This window comes from Hyphomonas chukchiensis (genome assembly GCF_000682695.1).
GTDB classification, from domain to species: domain Bacteria; phylum Pseudomonadota; class Alphaproteobacteria; order Caulobacterales; family Hyphomonadaceae; genus Hyphomonas; species Hyphomonas chukchiensis.
In genome coordinates, this window is sequence record NZ_AWFG01000040.1 from 1 (window position 1) to 14,543 (window position 14,543).

At 64.3% G+C, this 14,543-nt stretch carries 15 protein-coding genes and 1 pseudogene; 12 read left to right on the top strand and 4 right to left on the bottom strand.

Annotated features, from left to right (window positions below):
* From HY30_RS12495 to HY30_RS12510, 4 genes are all read left to right on the top strand, one after another.
* On the top strand, positions 1-584 hold a 584-nt coding region (locus tag HY30_RS12495), incomplete at its 5' end, for an electron transfer flavoprotein subunit beta/FixA family protein (protein WP_034740988.1).
* Positions 584-1,513, top strand: a complete 930-nt coding sequence (locus HY30_RS12500) for an electron transfer flavoprotein subunit alpha/FixB family protein (RefSeq protein ID WP_034740991.1) — start codon at positions 584-586, stop codon at positions 1,511-1,513. The genes HY30_RS12495 and HY30_RS12500, both read left to right, overlap by 1 nt.
* A gap of 179 nt (positions 1,514-1,692) precedes the next feature.
* Positions 1,693-2,571 carry a 3-hydroxybutyryl-CoA dehydrogenase gene (locus HY30_RS12505; RefSeq protein ID WP_034740994.1) on the top strand — a complete coding sequence of 293 codons (879 nt, stop codon included), beginning with the start codon at positions 1,693-1,695 and terminating at the stop codon, positions 2,569-2,571.
* Between the two features lie 107 nt (positions 2,572-2,678).
* Positions 2,679-3,161, top strand: coding sequence for a thermonuclease family protein (locus HY30_RS12510; protein ID WP_034740997.1), 483 nt, complete (start codon positions 2,679-2,681; stop codon positions 3,159-3,161).
* Here HY30_RS12510 and HY30_RS12515 read toward each other — a convergent pair.
* Positions 3,158-3,835: a Fe2+-dependent dioxygenase gene (locus tag HY30_RS12515; protein WP_034740999.1), complete on the bottom strand. Its 678-nt coding sequence runs from the start codon at positions 3,833-3,835 to the stop codon at positions 3,158-3,160. The genes HY30_RS12510 and HY30_RS12515 overlap by 4 nt on opposite strands.
* A gap of 99 nt (positions 3,836-3,934) precedes the next feature.
* Here HY30_RS12515 and HY30_RS12520 point away from each other — a divergent pair, with 99 nt between their 5' ends.
* Positions 3,935-4,732, top strand: coding sequence for a hypothetical protein (locus HY30_RS12520; protein ID WP_034741002.1), 798 nt, complete (start codon positions 3,935-3,937; stop codon positions 4,730-4,732).
* Here the strand turns inward: HY30_RS12520 and HY30_RS12525 are convergent.
* A complete protein-coding gene (locus HY30_RS12525; protein ID WP_051615446.1) occupies positions 4,715-5,305 on the bottom strand; it encodes a TlpA family protein disulfide reductase in 591 nt (196 codons plus the stop codon). The two genes, HY30_RS12520 and HY30_RS12525, sit on opposite strands and share 18 nt — an antisense overlap.
* Positions 5,306-5,343: 38 nt before the next feature.
* Between HY30_RS12525 and argH the strand changes: the two genes are divergently transcribed.
* From argH to HY30_RS12555, 6 genes and pseudogenes are all read left to right on the top strand, one after another.
* Entirely contained in the window at positions 5,344-6,741 is a 1,398-nt protein-coding gene (gene argH, locus HY30_RS12530) for an argininosuccinate lyase (RefSeq protein ID WP_155839328.1), read from the top strand.
* 3 nt (positions 6,742-6,744) lie between these two features.
* Entirely contained in the window at positions 6,745-6,984 is a 240-nt protein-coding gene (lptM, locus tag HY30_RS12535; RefSeq protein WP_034741008.1) for an LPS translocon maturation chaperone LptM, read from the top strand.
* A 3-nt stretch (positions 6,985-6,987) separates the two neighbouring features.
* The gene (locus HY30_RS12540; protein ID WP_034741011.1) at positions 6,988-7,239 is read left to right on the top strand and encodes a hypothetical protein; all 252 of its coding nucleotides are present in this window, start codon (positions 6,988-6,990) and stop codon (positions 7,237-7,239) included.
* Positions 7,240-7,242: 3 nt separating this feature from the next.
* Positions 7,243-8,517, top strand: a complete 1,275-nt coding sequence (gene lysA, locus HY30_RS12545) for a diaminopimelate decarboxylase (protein WP_034741014.1) — start codon at positions 7,243-7,245, stop codon at positions 8,515-8,517.
* Positions 8,496-11,222 carry a DUF4175 domain-containing protein gene (locus HY30_RS12550; protein ID WP_034741017.1) on the top strand — a complete coding sequence of 909 codons (2,727 nt, stop codon included), beginning with the start codon at positions 8,496-8,498 and terminating at the stop codon, positions 11,220-11,222. The genes lysA and HY30_RS12550 overlap by 22 nt, the downstream gene beginning before the upstream one ends.
* Before the next feature lie 58 nt (positions 11,223-11,280).
* A pseudogene (locus tag HY30_RS12555) lies at positions 11,281-12,205 on the top strand (MBL fold metallo-hydrolase).
* Between the two features lie 20 nt (positions 12,206-12,225).
* Here HY30_RS12555 and HY30_RS12560 read toward each other — a convergent pair.
* Both HY30_RS12560 and HY30_RS12565 read right to left on the bottom strand, forming a co-directional pair.
* Entirely contained in the window at positions 12,226-13,005 is a 780-nt protein-coding gene (locus HY30_RS12560) for an SDR family oxidoreductase (RefSeq protein WP_034741021.1), read from the bottom strand.
* A complete protein-coding gene (locus HY30_RS12565; RefSeq protein ID WP_034741024.1) occupies positions 13,002-13,325 on the bottom strand; it encodes a nuclear transport factor 2 family protein in 324 nt (107 codons plus the stop codon). Before HY30_RS12565 ends, HY30_RS12560 begins: the two co-directional genes overlap by 4 nt.
* A gap of 100 nt (positions 13,326-13,425) precedes the next feature.
* Here HY30_RS12565 and HY30_RS12570 point away from each other — a divergent pair, with 100 nt between their 5' ends.
* A complete protein-coding gene (locus tag HY30_RS12570) occupies positions 13,426-14,343 on the top strand; it encodes a LysR family transcriptional regulator (protein WP_034741027.1) in 918 nt (305 codons plus the stop codon).
* The last annotated feature ends 200 nt before the right edge of the window (positions 14,344-14,543 follow it).

Sequence of the window (14,543 nt, forward strand, 5' to 3'; positions counted from 1 at the left end):
TCACCGAGATCGTGGTTGTCTCCGTCGGCCCGCAACAGGCCCAGGAAACCCTGCGTACTGCCCTCGCCATGGGCGCGGATCGCGGCATCCTGATCAAGACCGACGCGACCGTCGAGCCGCTCGGCGTTGCCAAGCTGCTCGCCAAGGTCGTCGCCGACGAAAGCCCGGACCTCGTGATCCTCGGCAAGCAGGCCATCGATGACGATAGCAACCAGACGGGCCAGATGCTGGCCGCGCTGCTGGACTGGCCGCAAGGCACGTTCGCGTTCAAGCTGGAAAAAGACGGCGACAAGCTGAAAGTCACCCGCGAAGTCGATGGCGGCCTTCAAACCGTCTCGCTCACGCTGCCGGCCATTGTCACGGTCGACCTTCGCCTCAACGAGCCGCGCTATGCGTCGCTGCCGAACATCATGAAGGCGAAGAAGAAAGAGATCGTCGAGAAAACGCCGGAAGAGTACGGTGTCGACATTTCGCCGCGCCTCACCGTCGTCACCGTCACCGAGCCGCCCGTGCGCCAGGCCGGTGAGAAGGTTGAAGACGTTGCGACGCTCGTGTCCAAACTCAAAACCGCAGGAGCTGTGTAATGGCTGTCCTCGTTATTGCTGAACATCACCACGGCGCCCTGTCGGATGCCACGCACAAGGTCGTAACGGCCGCTGCGAAATTCGGCGGCGACGTGGATCTCCTCGTGGCTGGCGAACATGCTGCTGACGTTGCGCCCGCTGCGGCCAAGGTCTCCGGCGTCCGCAAGGTCCTGAAGGCTGAAGGCGAAAGCCTGCGCAAGCAGACCGCTGAATCCATGGAAGCGCTGGTTGTGCCGCTGATGGCCAACTATGACGCCGTCTTCATCGCGGCCTCCACGACCGGCAAGAACATCGCGCCGCGCATCGCCGCCAAGCTCGATGTCATGCAGCTGTCCGAGATCATCGACGTGGTCGACTCCTCGACCTTCACGCGTCCGATCTATGCCGGCAACGCCATCATGACCGTCAAATCCTCCGACGCGAAGAAAGTCATCACCGTGCGCGGTACGGCTTTTGAAGCGGCCGGCAATGACGGGTCGGCCTCGGTTGAAGACGTTGCGGCGCCCGAAGGCCCGTTCAAGTCCGAATTCGTGTCCGAAGAGATGGTCAAGTCCGACCGTCCCGAGCTGACCGGTGCCAAGCGCGTCGTCTCCGGCGGCCGTGCCCTTGGCTCGGCTGACGAGTTCAACCGCCTGATCGTGCCACTCGCCGACAAGCTCGGCGCCGCTGTTGGTGCCTCGCGCGCTGCCGTCGACGCCGGCTATGCGCCGAACGATTACCAGGTCGGCCAGACCGGCAAGATCGTTGCGCCGGAACTCTACATTGCCATCGGCATTTCGGGTGCCATCCAGCACCTTGCCGGCATGAAGGATTCCAAGATCATCGTCGCGATCAACAAGGACGAGGAAGCCCCGATCTTCCAGGTCGCCGATTACGGCCTCGTGGCAGACCTCTTCAACGCTGTCCCGGAACTGACCGAGGCGCTTTAGCCTCCGCGTTTCCTCCCAAACGTTTGAAAAGCCCGGCCATCGCGCCGGGCTTTTTTTGTGCATTGGCGTCTGCCCCCTGTCGACATTGCCTTCAGGCACTGAAGCTTGGTCTTTGACGCAGTGCACAAAAAGGATATGGCTAGGTGTAGCAAAACTTGCACATTCAGGATGGTATCGAGATGGCAGAGCTGAAAACTGTTGGCGTGATTGGTGCAGGCCAGATGGGCAATGGTATCGCGCATGTCGCCGCCCTCGCTGGCTATGACGTCATCATGACCGACATTTCCGACGAGGCACTGGCCAAGGGCGTGACCACGATCGAAGGCAATATGCGCCGTCAGGTCATGCGCGACATGATTACCGACGATGCCATGATGAGCGGCCTGAAGCGCATCAAGACCTCATCCTCGATCAAGGCGCATGAAAACGCCGACATCGTCATCGAAGCGGCCACCGAAAAACGCGAGATCAAGGAACAGATCTTCCGCTCGATCTGCGAAATCGTGCCGCCGCACACCTATCTCGCCACCAATACCAGCTCCATCTCGGTCACGCGCCTCGCCTCCGTAACGGACCGCCCCGACAAGTTCATTGGCATGCACTTCATGAACCCGGTGCCGCTGATGAAACTGATGGAAGTGATCCGCGGCCTCGCGACCAGCCAGGACACATATGAAACCGCCATCACTTTCGCCCAGCGCCTCGACAAGACCACGACCAATGCCGAGGACTATCCGGCCTTCATCGTGAACCGCATTCTCGTGCCGATGATCAACGAAGCCGTCTACACGCTGTACGAAGGCGTCGGCACGGTGGAGAGCATCGACACGGCCATGCGCCTCGGCGCCAACCATCCCATGGGCCCGCTGACGCTGGCAGACTTTATCGGCCTCGATACCTGCCTCTCGATCATGCAGGTCCTGCATGATGGTCTCGCCGACACGAAATACCGGCCGTGCCCGCTCCTGGTGAAATATGTCGAGGCTGGCTGGGTCGGCAAGAAAGTCGGCAAGGGCTTCTACGACTATTCCGGCGAACACCCCGTCCCGACGCGCTAGGCTGCCGCGATCCTGTAATCCCTGTGGGCAAGTGCGGTGAGGGCTCGAAACCTTAACCGCCGATTAACCCCTTCGCCCCAGTTTTGCCTCCTTTCGAGGAGGCTAGAATGGCTCACATATTCAAAGCTCCGCCGTGGCTGTCAGCGGCGCTGATTCTGGCATCAGGCGGCGGCATCGTCGCGCTTGCCGCGCAGGCCGCAACCGACAGTCCGGGCGCCGTCTACTGGTCGGATGGCGACAGTGGCCGCCTGCCGGATGGCACCAAGTTCCGCCTCCACGGCGTCGACTCGCCCGAAACCGGCAGTATGAAACAGCGCGGCGGTGCCAAGTGCGAACTGGAACGCATCAAGGGCTATGAAGCCAAGGAAGCGGCCGTCGAACTGACGCGCGACAAGTCAGCCAGGATCGCAAAATCCTATGGGCCGGACCGTTATGGCCGCCTCGTCGTCGATCTCCAGGTCGGTGGCAAGGATGTCGCGACCACGCTCATCTCCGAAGGCACGCACAAGGCCTGGGATTATGATGGCGGTGAGCGCAAGCCCGACTGGTGCGCTGCGCAGGCCCGCGTGCCTGTCGCCTTCCTGGGCTAGTCTTGCGACCAGCGCCTGACCAGGTTGGAGATCACCTTCTCCAGCGCCAGGTGTTCCGGCTCGTCTGCGGCCAGCTTCGTGCCCAGCGCCGCGCGCAGGTTTTCCAGCTCGAACAGGGACGCGCGTGCCTGCGGGTCGCGTACCGCGCTCGCAATCCAGCCAACACAGGCCAGCCGCTCGCCGCGTGTCACCGGGCGCACTTCATGGATATCGCCTGAAGCATAGAGCACCATGTCGCCCGCCGCTGGCTTGGCAGAATGCACGCCGCCCTGCGCCTCCACCACCAGCTCGCCGCCATCATAGCTTTCCGGGTCGCTGAGGAAGAGCGTGAAGGACAGATCCGTCCGCACGCGTTCCTCGCCCGCGCCGACATGGGCATTGTCGACATGCGGGCCATAATGGCTGCCCGGTCCCGTCCGGCTCAGCATCAGGCGCGAAAAGCGGGCAGGCTGGGCCGCCGCCTTCAGCACCGGATGGGACGTAATCGCGTCCATCAGGAATGTATGCAGGCCCTCGCCCGGCCCTGTCCGCAAATTGGCCTGCAGGTTGCGCTTCACTGCCCGGGCCCGCCCGCTCGCCGTGCGCGTCCCGTCGACCCAGTCCAGCGCATCGGCTTTCTTCTGGACGCGCGCGATATCACGCGGGCCGAGGACATTGGCGATGGTGAGGAACATGAATGGCCCGAGCTGTGATTAGTGTTTGAGAATGACTTGCAGATGCCAGCGTATCGGGCGTAGGTTCAGGGCGCAATCGAAACCACGGGAGCTGCGACAATGACCTACACCCCGAAACGCTGGGCCAGCCTTGGCCTTGGCGCCGCCTTGCTGGGCACGACAAGCCTCACAGCCTGCGGCGACAAGAATGAGCCTGTGCATGCCGAAGCGCCCGTGGCGGCCCCTGCCGCTGCGCCCGCTGCAATGGCTGGCGAGGGCGGCGAAGGCGGGACTGAGGGCGGCGCAATGGGCGGCATGGCCGACATGCAGACCCTTCCCGTCGACAAGCGTATCGCCTTCATGTCGGGCCATGTCGCGGCGGGCCTTGCCCTCTTCCGCGCCGGTGCGCCGGACCAGGCCGCGCGTCACCTGCTGCACCCCGTTTCCGAGACCCATGCGGCCGAGCGCGCCGGCATTGATGCGCTCGGCTTTGATGCGGCGATCTTCGAGAAGGTCTCAGCCGATCTCGCCGCCGGCAAGTCCGCCGAAGAGATCGCGCCCGAGCTTGACGCCGCCGAGGCGAACATCGCCCTCCTGCAGCAAAACGCGAACGCCGATCCGGTCGGCCAGATCGACTTCCTGATGGATACCTGCATTTCCGAGTACAAGGTCGGCGTCGTGAACGGCGAGATCGTCGAGGCCGGCGAGTATCAGGACGCCTATGGCTTTGCCGTCACAGCCCGCGATATTGCCAAGCGTATCGACAAGCCGGAAGCCGAGGCCGTTGTGATGGAACTGGAACTGCTGGTGCGCATGTGGCCGTCCAACGGCCCGCTTGCCGAGAGCATTCCCGCGCCTGTCAACGAGATCGCCGCGCAGGTCAGCCGTGTGAAGCTCGAACTATCCGACCTTCGCTAGGATCGCGTCGATAAAGTTCACCGCCTCAATGGATGACCAGTCGGCATCCCCGGCCAGCCGGGCGATTTCCTTGCCGTCCGGGCCATAAATCACGCTGGTCGGGAAGCCCTGCACACCGGAATCATACACGATTTCGTAGTTTTCCGGTGGGGCAATATGGAAGGATATATTGCTGGCACCGAGTTCGCCGAGGCGCTGGATGGCATAATCCTTGTCCTCGCTGGCATCGACGCTGATGGCCACGATTTCAAACTTTTCGCCGCCGCGCGCGGTCTGCAGGGCGCCAAGCGAGGGCATTTCGCGCTCGCAGGGCGAACACCAGGTGGCCCAATAGTTCACCAGCACGGTCTTGCCTTTCCAGGCGTCCAGTGTGACGGGTGTGCCATCGGCGGCGAACATGTTGGCTGTCGGCGCGGCCTCGCCTGCAGAGGCAAAGCTCAGCTTCGCCATGTCGCCCGTGGCATAGCGTTCGAACGGGTTGGATGGCGGCTTTCCGCCGGCTGCGCTGAACAGCACATAGACAATTGCAGCTAGGGCGACCAAGAAGAGGCCGATAAAGGCTAGGCGGGTCATCGGGAACGGTCTCCTCGCGTCGAATAAAGGATATGGCAATGAACCAGGGCAAAGGCCAGACAATGTGGGGGGGACGCTTTGCCGCGACCCCGTCCGAAATCATGGAAGAGATCAATGCCTCGCTGGATATTGATCGCCGCATGGCCGCCGAGGACATCGCCGGATCCCGTGCCCATGCTGACATGCTGGCCGAAATGGGCATCATTTCCGAAGCCGACAATGAAGCCATCCAGGGCGGCCTCGATACGGTGCTCGCCGAACTGCGCGATGGCACGTTCCCGTTCCGCCGGGCGCTCGAAGACATTCACATGAATGTCGAGGCGCGCCTGAAGGAGCTGATCGGCGAGCCGGCCGGGCGCCTCCACACGGCCCGTTCGCGCAATGACCAGGTCATCACCGATTTCCGCCTGTGGACGCGCAGCGCCCTTGACGGCGCCGGTTCCCTTCTGGCGGGCCTTCAGGCCGCGCTCGTCACCCGCGCCGATGAAAACGCCGGCACGATCATGCCCGGCTTCACCCATTTGCAGACCGCCCAGCCGGTCACGCTCGGCCATCACCTGCTCGCCTATGTCGAGATGGCCTCGCGCGACCGTTCGCGCCTCGCTGATTGCGCCGTTCGCCTCAATGAAAGCCCGCTTGGCGCTGCCGCCCTTGCCGGCACCGGCTTCCCCATCGACCGCGACATGACCGCCGAGGCCCTCGGCTTTGCCCGGCCCATGGCCAATTCGCTCGACGCCGTCGCCTCGCGCGACTTCGCACTGGAGGCCCTCGCCGATCTTTCCATCGCCGCGACGCATCTTTCGCGCCTTGCCGAAGAGATCGTGCTCTGGACCAGCCCGCAATTCGGCTTTGCCGCGCTCACGGATGCCTGGTCGACCGGCAGTTCCATCATGCCGCAGAAGCGCAACCCCGACGCGGCCGAACTCGTCCGCGCCAAGGCCTCGCTGATCACGGCGAATTACAGCGCCCTGCAAGGCGCCATCAAGGCCCTGCCGCTCGCCTATGCCAAGGACCTGCAGGACGACAAGCGCCTCACCTTCGAGGCCTTCGACACGTTCAATCTCTGCGTCCGCGCCATGACGGGCATGATCGAGACGATCCGCTTCAAGCCGGACGCCATGCGTGCCGCCGCCGCAAAAGGCTTCTCCACCGCGACAGACCTCGCCGACTGGCTGGTGCGCGAGCTGGGCCTGCCATTCCGCGAGGCCCACCATGTAACGGGCACGCTGGTCGCGAAGGCCGAGGCGAAATCCTGCGATCTGGCGGAGCTTTCGCTTGCCGAAATGCAGGAAGTCCATGCTGGAATCACGCAAAGCGTATTCGATGTGCTGACGGTCGAGGCGTCCGCCTCATCTCGGACATCTTATGGCGCTACAAGCCCTGTTCGCGTCGCTGAACAAGTGGCACAGTGGAAACAGAGATTGCGACTGGAGTAAGTCATGAAACATTCCCTTTTGCTCTGCGCCGCGCTGCTCGCTGCGAGCAGCCTGTCGGCCTGTGGCCTCACCGGAGACCTGAAACGCCCGGCCCCGCTCTGGGGCAATCCGGATCAGGGTACCGACGCTGCCGAGCTGCCGGATGCGCCCAAATCCGACCTGCCGCCGCTGCCGGAGCGGGCCTCCGAAGCCCCGTCCGATGATGCCGACGACGAATTGCTCGGCGGCACGAACGGGAACTGATCCATGCGCAGATATTTCGTGCGTATTCGCCGGATTGGCGCCGGCACGCTTGGCGGCGCCCTTCTTGTCAGCGCGTGCCAGGCGCCGGGCCCCCGGGTCACGCCGCCTGCGTCACCGGTGATGCCCCTCACCGTGCTCGTCGAGCCTGTCGAACAGGACGGCGAACGCATCAATCAATGGGGTGGCATCGTGCCGGATACTGCCCCGGCCGTGCCTGTCGAAGACGGCGGCCTCAGCGAACCGGAACCGCGCTAGACCATGCATCATTTCACCTATTCCGGCGGCAGCCTCCAATGCGAAGGCGTCAGCCTTGACGCGATTGCGGATGCCGTCGGCACGCCCTGCTATGTCTATTCCGCTGCCACACTGAAGCGCCATGCCCGCGTCATTGCCGAAGCCTTTGAAGGGCAGGACTGCCTGATCGCCTATTCGGTGAAGGCCAATGGCAACCTCGCAGTGCTGTCGACGCTGGCGCAGGAAGGCTGCGGCGCAGATGTCGTCAGCGGCGGCGAATTGCAGCGCGCCCTGAAGGCGGGCATTCCGGCCAGCCGGATTGTGTTCTCCGGTGTCGGCAAGACGGCGGTCGAAATGGACCTCGCCCTCGAGAAGGGCATCCACCAGTTCAATGTCGAGAGTGCCGGCGAGCTTCGCCTCCTGTCGAAAGTCGCAAGCGTCCTTGGCCGCAAGGCGCCGATTGCCCTGCGCGTGAACCCCGATGTCGCCGCCGGTGGCCATCCGAACATCTCCACCGGCAAGAAAGGCGACAAGTTCGGCATCCCGTGGAGCGAGGCTGAAGCCCTCTATGCCGAAGCCGCGACCCTGCCCGGCATCGAGGTCGTTGCCGTCGACGTCCATATCGGCAGCCAGATCGGCGATCTCGTGCCGATGCGCGCCGCCTTCGAAAAGATTGTCGGCCTGACACGCCGCCTGCGCGAAGCGGGCCACACAATCAGCCGCATCGATGTCGGTGGCGGTCTCGGCATTCCCTACAAGGCAGGCGATGCCCCGGCCCCCCCATCGGCCTATGCGCGCATGATTGCCGAAGTCATGGAAGGCATGGATGTTCAGGTTATCCTCGAGCCCGGCCGCGTGATTGCCGGCAATTCAGGCGTCCTGCTCACCACGGCGCTTTACGAAAAGCCCGCGCCTGACCGCACATTCCTCATCCTCGATGCCGGCATGAACGATCTGATGCGCCCGGCGCTCTATGACGCCCATCACGATATTGTGCCCCTGAAGGAACCGGCCGCCGATACAGTGACCGCCACCTATGATGTTGTCGGCCCGATCTGCGAGTCGACCGACAAGTTCGCCGTTGCACGCGAGCTGCCCAAGGTCGCGCCGGGCGACCGGCTCGCCTTCATGTCGGCCGGGGCCTACGGCGCCGTTCTCTCCTCGGCTTACAATGCGCGCCCGCTTGTGCCTGAAGTGCTGGTGACAGGCGACAGGTTTGATATCGTGCGCAGGCGCCCGTCCTTTGATGAAATGATTGAGCTCGAACAGGTACCCGATTGGCTGACACAGACGGCATGAAGGCGATCAACGCCAAGGTTTCCGCCACGTGGCGGAAGCTGACGCTGTTTGCCCTCGGCCGGGCTTTCTGGCCGCTATGCGTGTTTGCCTGCCTCTTCATCGCCATGGCGCTGGCGGGCGTGTTCGATCGCGTCCAGCCGGCCATTGGCGCGGTGATGACGCTGGTCTTCTTCCTCGGCGGGGCCCTGCTGCTGCTCCGGGGCCTGCGCCGCTACGATGCCCCGACGCGGCAAAGCGCGCTTGAGGCGCTGGACCGCCAGTCAGACCTGCGCCCGCTTACCAGCCTTACCGACCGGCCCGCTGATCCCTCGCGCGGCGCCCAGACCCTTTGGCGCCACCATCGCGCGCGTCTTCTGGCCGAACTGGGCAATCTCCACCCGCCTTCGCTCAGCGCGGCATGGAAAGCGCTCGACCCCTATTTCCTGCGCGCGATCCTGCCGGCGGCCCTTGTCGCAATTGCCGTGATTGCCTGGAGCGATGCGCCGGGCCGCGTCTACCGCGCCTTCGCGCCGGACTATGGCGCGCTGATGGGCGCTGACGACATGGTCGTCGAAGCCTGGATCACGCCGCCCGAACATACCGGCCGCGCCCCCATATTCCTCAAGCCGGGCCTCAATGATGTCCGCATTCCGACGGGCTCTGAGGTCACATTGCGAACTCAGGCGCCGTCGGCCCCAAGTCTCGTCATGAAGGGCCACAAGACCCACCGCCAGGCTTTCGTTGCCACGCCTGATGGTGCCTATGAGGCCAAGGCGAAGGTGATGGAAGACACGCGCCTTTCGGTGCGCTGGTGGGGCGCGCGCGCGGCCTGGCGCCTGCTGGCCTCGCCGGATGACCCGCCAACGGTCAAATTCGTCGCCATTCCGTCCATCGGCAAGCAGGACCGGGTCGAGTTCACTTGGAGCGCCAGCGACGATTATGGCGTCACCGGTCTCGAACTCGCCATTTCCCTGCGCGAGCCAAACCCCGCCGCGCCGGACGCGGAAGACCGCGTGCCGGTTCCGCTGCCGGGCGTCACGCCGACCGAAGGCAGCGACACGGCCCAGCTCGACCTTACCCGCCACCGCTGGGCGGGCCTGCCAGTCAATGTCCGCCTGATCGCCACGGATGGCGCCGGTCAGGAAGGCACCAGCAAGTCCGTGCCCTTCATCCTGCCCGAGAAACTCTTCCTGGAACCCATCGCCCGCGTCGCACAGGAAGTTCGCGTGACAGTGCTGCGCGAGCCGCGCCCCTATGCCGAACTGCCGAAGAACGAAGACGCCCTGCATCAGGGCGCGCTGAACACCGAGGCTGCCAACCGCCTCGCGGCCGCGCCGCCTGATGTCCAGAAAGCCGTCCTCATGCTGGACGCGATCACCTACAAGGGCGAGCAATACATGCCCGACCTTGCCGCCTTCTTCGCGTTCCGCACGGCGCGCGGCGTGCTCGCGGCCGCCAGCACCAAGGAAGAGGCCGACGCGGTCGATCCGCTCCTCTGGGCGCTCGCGCTGAAATCAGAATATGGCAGTTCCGCCGATGCGCTCCGCCGGCTTGAGGCGGCCCGCAAGGCGCTCGAGCAGGCCCTGCGCGACGGCGCCTCGGAAGACGAGATCAAGCGCCGCATGGAAGCCTTCAAGGAGGCCGCCAGCAATTACCTCGCTGCCAAGATGGCTGAGGCGATAGCCAATGGCATGCAGGATGCGCCGGCGAACGAAGACGGCCAGCAATCGGCTGGCGGGCCAAACCTCGGTGGGCAGGATTTCGAGGACATGCTGAAAGCCCTGCAGGATCTCACTGAAACGGGTGCGACAGATCAGGCACGCCAGCTCCTCTCCGATATCACCAACATGCTGCAGAACCTGGAATTCCAGAAGGGCGGCGCGGGCGGCAAGGGCATGCCCGGCATGCCGGGCGAGCAAGCCGACAATGACGAAGACCTTCCGCCCGAAGAGCAGGAACTGACCGACGCGATGAAACGCCTGTCCGACATCCTGCGCCAGCAGCGCCAGCTGAATGACGACACGCTCGCGCAGGAACGCGGCGAACGTCCCGGCCAGCAATCGGGCGCTGATTCCGGCCAGCAGCAGGGCCAGCAACCCGGCGGCGAAGACCCCTCCGGCGACCAGCAGGCCGGCAATGGCTCCCAGTCCGGCGAGACGCCCGGCGAAGGCAGCGGCGACAGTCAGTCAGCCGATAATCAGCAAGACGGTTCCGGCCCCGGCCAGTCCATGACGGAAGGCACGCTGGCCGAGCGTCAGGCCCGTCTCGGCGAGCTTGTCGAAAAGCTCGCCCGCGAAAAGGGTCTGGGGCAGGGCGGCGAAGCGGGCGATGATGCCCTCGCAGGCCGCATCGACCCGGATGCGATGGAAGACATTCGCCGCGCCCAGCGCCAGGCCGAAGAGGCGCTCAATCGCGGTAATTCCCGCAGCGCCACGCGCAACCAGGAACAGGCCACGCAGCTGCTCTCCGAACAGTCGCGCGAACTTGCCAAGGCGCTCGACGCCATCCGTGCTGCCCGCAATGGCGAAGGCGATCCCGGCAACGCGAAAGACCCATTCGGCCGCAATGCCAGCGGCAGTGGCAGCAATGGCGACAACGTCAACATCCCGGATGTCGGCGAACGCCAGCGCGCCAAGGACATTCTCGACGAGCTGCGCCGCCGCTACAATGACGCCGAAGACGAAGACGAACGCGAATACCTTCGCCGCCTCCTCGAACGCTTCTGATCTTGCCCTGAACGGCCAAGCCTGCCTTGATGCACAGAAAAATCAGGGAGGATGCGCGATGGCACAACGCTGGAACTATACGAAGGGCCTCAAGGATCTCGGCAACGGGCTGCATGCCTGGCTGCAGCCGGATGGCGGCTGGGGCTGGTCAAATGCGGGGCTCATCACCGATGGCGATCAGTCGCTGCTCGTCGATACGCTCTTCGACATGCACCTCACCGCCGACATGCTGAAGGCCATGCAGGATGCAACCGGCCTCAAGCCCCGCGACATCGGCACCATCGTCAACACGCATGCCAATGGCGATCATTGCCTCGGAGACCAGCTATCGCGAAATGGCCGAAGTGCCGCCCGCCATGCTCGCACAGTTCAAGCAGGCAGGTGCCCAGCTCGGCCCCGCCGGTGCCTATTTCGCCGACATCTTCGCGCCCTTCGACTTCGCAGCGGTGGATGAGCGCCTGCCCACGCGCACCTTCTCCGGCCAGCTCGACCTCAAGGTCGGTGACAAGGCGGTGGAACTTCTGGAGGTCGGCCCCGCCCATACGGGCGGCGACGTCATCGTCCATGTACCGGGCGACCGCGCGGTCTTCACCGGCGACATTCTTTTCATCGACGGCACACCGTTGATGTGGGCTGGCCCCGTCGCCAACTGGATCCGCGCCTGCGACCTTATCTGCGAAATGGACGTCGACGTGATCGTCCCCGGCCATGGCCCGATCACCGACAAGGCCGGCGTCCAGCGCGTTGCCGACTACCTCCGCTACATCCATATCGAAGCCTGCAAACGCTTCGACGCGGGCCTCAGCGTCCGCGACGCGGTCCACGACATTGCGCTCGGCGACTATGCCGCCTGGGGCGACGCCGAGCGTATCGCGGTCAATGTCGACAGTCTCTACCGGGAATATCGCGGCGACGGCACTGTCACCCCCGTCCTCGACCTCTTCGCCCTGATGGCCGAAACGCGCGATGCCATGCGGAGGTAACCCCTCCAGATCCATCCGCCTCAGGCCGTCGGAATCGTCCCGCCGTCGATGACATATTCGGTCCCGGTAATGGTGGCTGCCCGGTCCGAGGCGAGGAAGGCGATCAGGTTTGCGACCTCTTCGGGCTTCGATGGCCGCCCGATGGGAATGCCGCCCAGCGCATCCATGATGAGCTGCCTGCCGCCTTCTGTGTCGGTGCCCGCATTGCTGGCCACACGCTTCGTCAGCTCCACGGATGACTCCGTTTCGATCCAGCCGGGCGATACGCGCACGACGCGCACGCCTTGCGGCGAGACTTCCTTGGAGAGGCTCTTGCTATAGGTGGAGAGCGCCGCTTTGGCCGCCGCATAGGCCGTTGTCGAATCGGGCAGGGGCAGCCTGTTCTGGATCGACGTGACGTGGATGACCACGCCGCTCTGGCGCGCGACCATTGCGGGAACGAGCGCCCTGTCCAGCCGCACCGCCGCCATGAGGTTGAGATCAAGCTCCTTGCCCCATTCGCCATCATCGAGCGCGGTGAAACCGCCAGCCGGCGCAGACGAGCCGCCCAGCATGTGAACCACTATGTCTATCTCGCCCAGCCGCTCTGTCGCGGCAGCCGCAAGATCGGCGCAGCCTTGCGCGGTGGTCAAGTCCGCCGCCACGAACATGTCTTCAGGCATGTCGTCTGGCCGGGTCCGCGCCGTCGTCAGGACGCGGGCGCCAAGCGCGCGGAACAGCGAGACGGTTGCCGCCCCCGCGCCCCGGGTGCCTGACGTGATCAGCGCCCGCTTGTCCTGAAGGTTCAGGAAGGTGCTCATACAGTGATCTCCAGTTCCTTGATCTGGTCCTCATCGAGCTTGAACTTGAAGGTGAGCATGGCCGGGCTGCTGGGGAATTGCCCGGTCACTTCCGCGCGCACGATTGTGAACCCGCCATCCTCGGAAAGCTCGAGCGGCTCCGAGCTGTGCTGGTTCTCTTCCTTCGCCTGGCGGAACCAGGTCTCTATGGCGGCGCGGCCGGCATGCGTCTTGGCTTCGTCACGGACAATCGCATCAGGCGCGAAGGCGTCCACGGGCGGAGCGCCATGCGGGTCCTTGTCGGCATCGAAAAAGGCTTGGACGGGGGCTGGAAGTTTCATCACTGTCTCCTTTGTATCGGTTGGTTCCCTTCATTTAGGCGTGGACAATCGTCCCGATAATTAGGACAAACCGGGATCAGGAATTGCGATTTTCGGGATAATGGACAGGATTAGCCTCACAGAGCTTGAAGCCATCGTCGCGGTTGCGCGCGAGGGATCCTTTCGCAAGGCGGCCCTGGCGCTCGGCTTGTCGACCACATCGCTGAGCAATGCCGTCGCCAAGCTGGAATCCGGTCTCGGCTCGCGCCTCTTCAACCGCACAACCCGCAGCGTCTCGCTCACCGATGCCGGCCGCACCTTCGTCCTGCAGGTCGAGCCCTCGCTGCGCGACATCGAGGATGCCATGGCGGGTGTCCGCTCGCAGCAGCAGACGCCCTCGGGAACCCTCCGTATAAATACATTCGCGGCCGGTGCGCGACAGATCATGTCACCGCTCGTGCTGGAATTCCTCCGCCGCTACCCGGACGTGCATGTCGATCTCGTCACAGAGGGCCGCATTGTCGATATCGTTGCCGACGGCTTCGACCTTGGCCTGCGGCGGGCCGATCTGGTCCCCGCCGACATGATCGCCGTGCCGCTGAAGTGCCCCCAGCGCTACGCCGTCGTCGCCTCTCCGGCCTATTTCGAACAGTACGGAAAGCCGCTCACGCCGCCGGACCTCTACCGGCACAAATGCATCCGTGTGCGCCTGCCGAACGGCGCGCTCTTCCCATGGCATTTCGAAAAGCAGGGGCAGGCCCTGCAGATCGATGTGACGGGCCCCGTGACGCTCGATGAAGCCAGCCTTGCGCGCACGGCGGTGCTGGAAGGCGTCGGCATCGGCTTCTTCCTTGAGCAGAATGTGCGCGATGACCTGGAGGCGGGCCTCATGCAGCGCGTGCTGGCCGACTGGACCCTTCCGATGGGCGACCTCTGCCTCTACTATCCCGGCCGGCGCCATCCCTCCGCCGCCCTCAAGGCCTTCATCGCCCTCGCCCGCGAAGTCAGCAAGACCGCGGCACGGTCACCCCGGTTCTAGACCTCTCCGCCCTGATGGCCGCAACGCGCGATGCGATGCGGCGGTAGGGCTACAACTGCTCTTGGTCAAAAGCAGTCGTTAGAGAATTGCTTGGTCAATGCCCAGGTTTGGCCCATTTCTGCCGCTTGACCTGCGACCCCAGATTCTCTCATTCATTTCGAGAGTCTGCCCCTTTCATGCTCTGAGACCCATGTCTGGAC

What these genes read in the sequence shown, in the direction of transcription:
- argH (WP_155839328.1), top strand. Translation starts at nt 5,344, where the DNA reads ATGAACCAGGGCAAAGGCCAGACAATGTGGGGGGGACGCTTTGCCGCG.
- HY30_RS12515 (WP_034740999.1), bottom strand. Translation starts at nt 3,835, where the DNA reads ATGTTCCTCACCATCGCCAATGTCCTCGGCCCGCGTGATATCGCGCGC.
- HY30_RS12560 (WP_034741021.1), bottom strand. Translation starts at nt 13,005, where the DNA reads ATGAGCACCTTCCTGAACCTTCAGGACAAGCGGGCGCTGATCACGTCA.
- HY30_RS12540 (WP_034741011.1), top strand. Translation starts at nt 6,988, where the DNA reads ATGCGCAGATATTTCGTGCGTATTCGCCGGATTGGCGCCGGCACGCTT.
- HY30_RS12565 (WP_034741024.1), bottom strand. Translation starts at nt 13,325, where the DNA reads ATGAAACTTCCAGCCCCCGTCCAAGCCTTTTTCGATGCCGACAAGGAC.
- HY30_RS12520 (WP_034741002.1), top strand. Translation starts at nt 3,935, where the DNA reads ATGACCTACACCCCGAAACGCTGGGCCAGCCTTGGCCTTGGCGCCGCC.
- lptM (WP_034741008.1), top strand. Translation starts at nt 6,745, where the DNA reads ATGAAACATTCCCTTTTGCTCTGCGCCGCGCTGCTCGCTGCGAGCAGC.
- HY30_RS12505 (WP_034740994.1), top strand. Translation starts at nt 1,693, where the DNA reads ATGGCAGAGCTGAAAACTGTTGGCGTGATTGGTGCAGGCCAGATGGGC.
- HY30_RS12525 (WP_051615446.1), bottom strand. Translation starts at nt 5,305, where the DNA reads ATGACCCGCCTAGCCTTTATCGGCCTCTTCTTGGTCGCCCTAGCTGCA.
- HY30_RS12510 (WP_034740997.1), top strand. Translation starts at nt 2,679, where the DNA reads ATGGCTCACATATTCAAAGCTCCGCCGTGGCTGTCAGCGGCGCTGATT.
- lysA (WP_034741014.1), top strand. Translation starts at nt 7,243, where the DNA reads ATGCATCATTTCACCTATTCCGGCGGCAGCCTCCAATGCGAAGGCGTC.
- HY30_RS12500 (WP_034740991.1), top strand. Translation starts at nt 584, where the DNA reads ATGGCTGTCCTCGTTATTGCTGAACATCACCACGGCGCCCTGTCGGAT.
- HY30_RS12570 (WP_034741027.1), top strand. Translation starts at nt 13,426, where the DNA reads ATGGACAGGATTAGCCTCACAGAGCTTGAAGCCATCGTCGCGGTTGCG.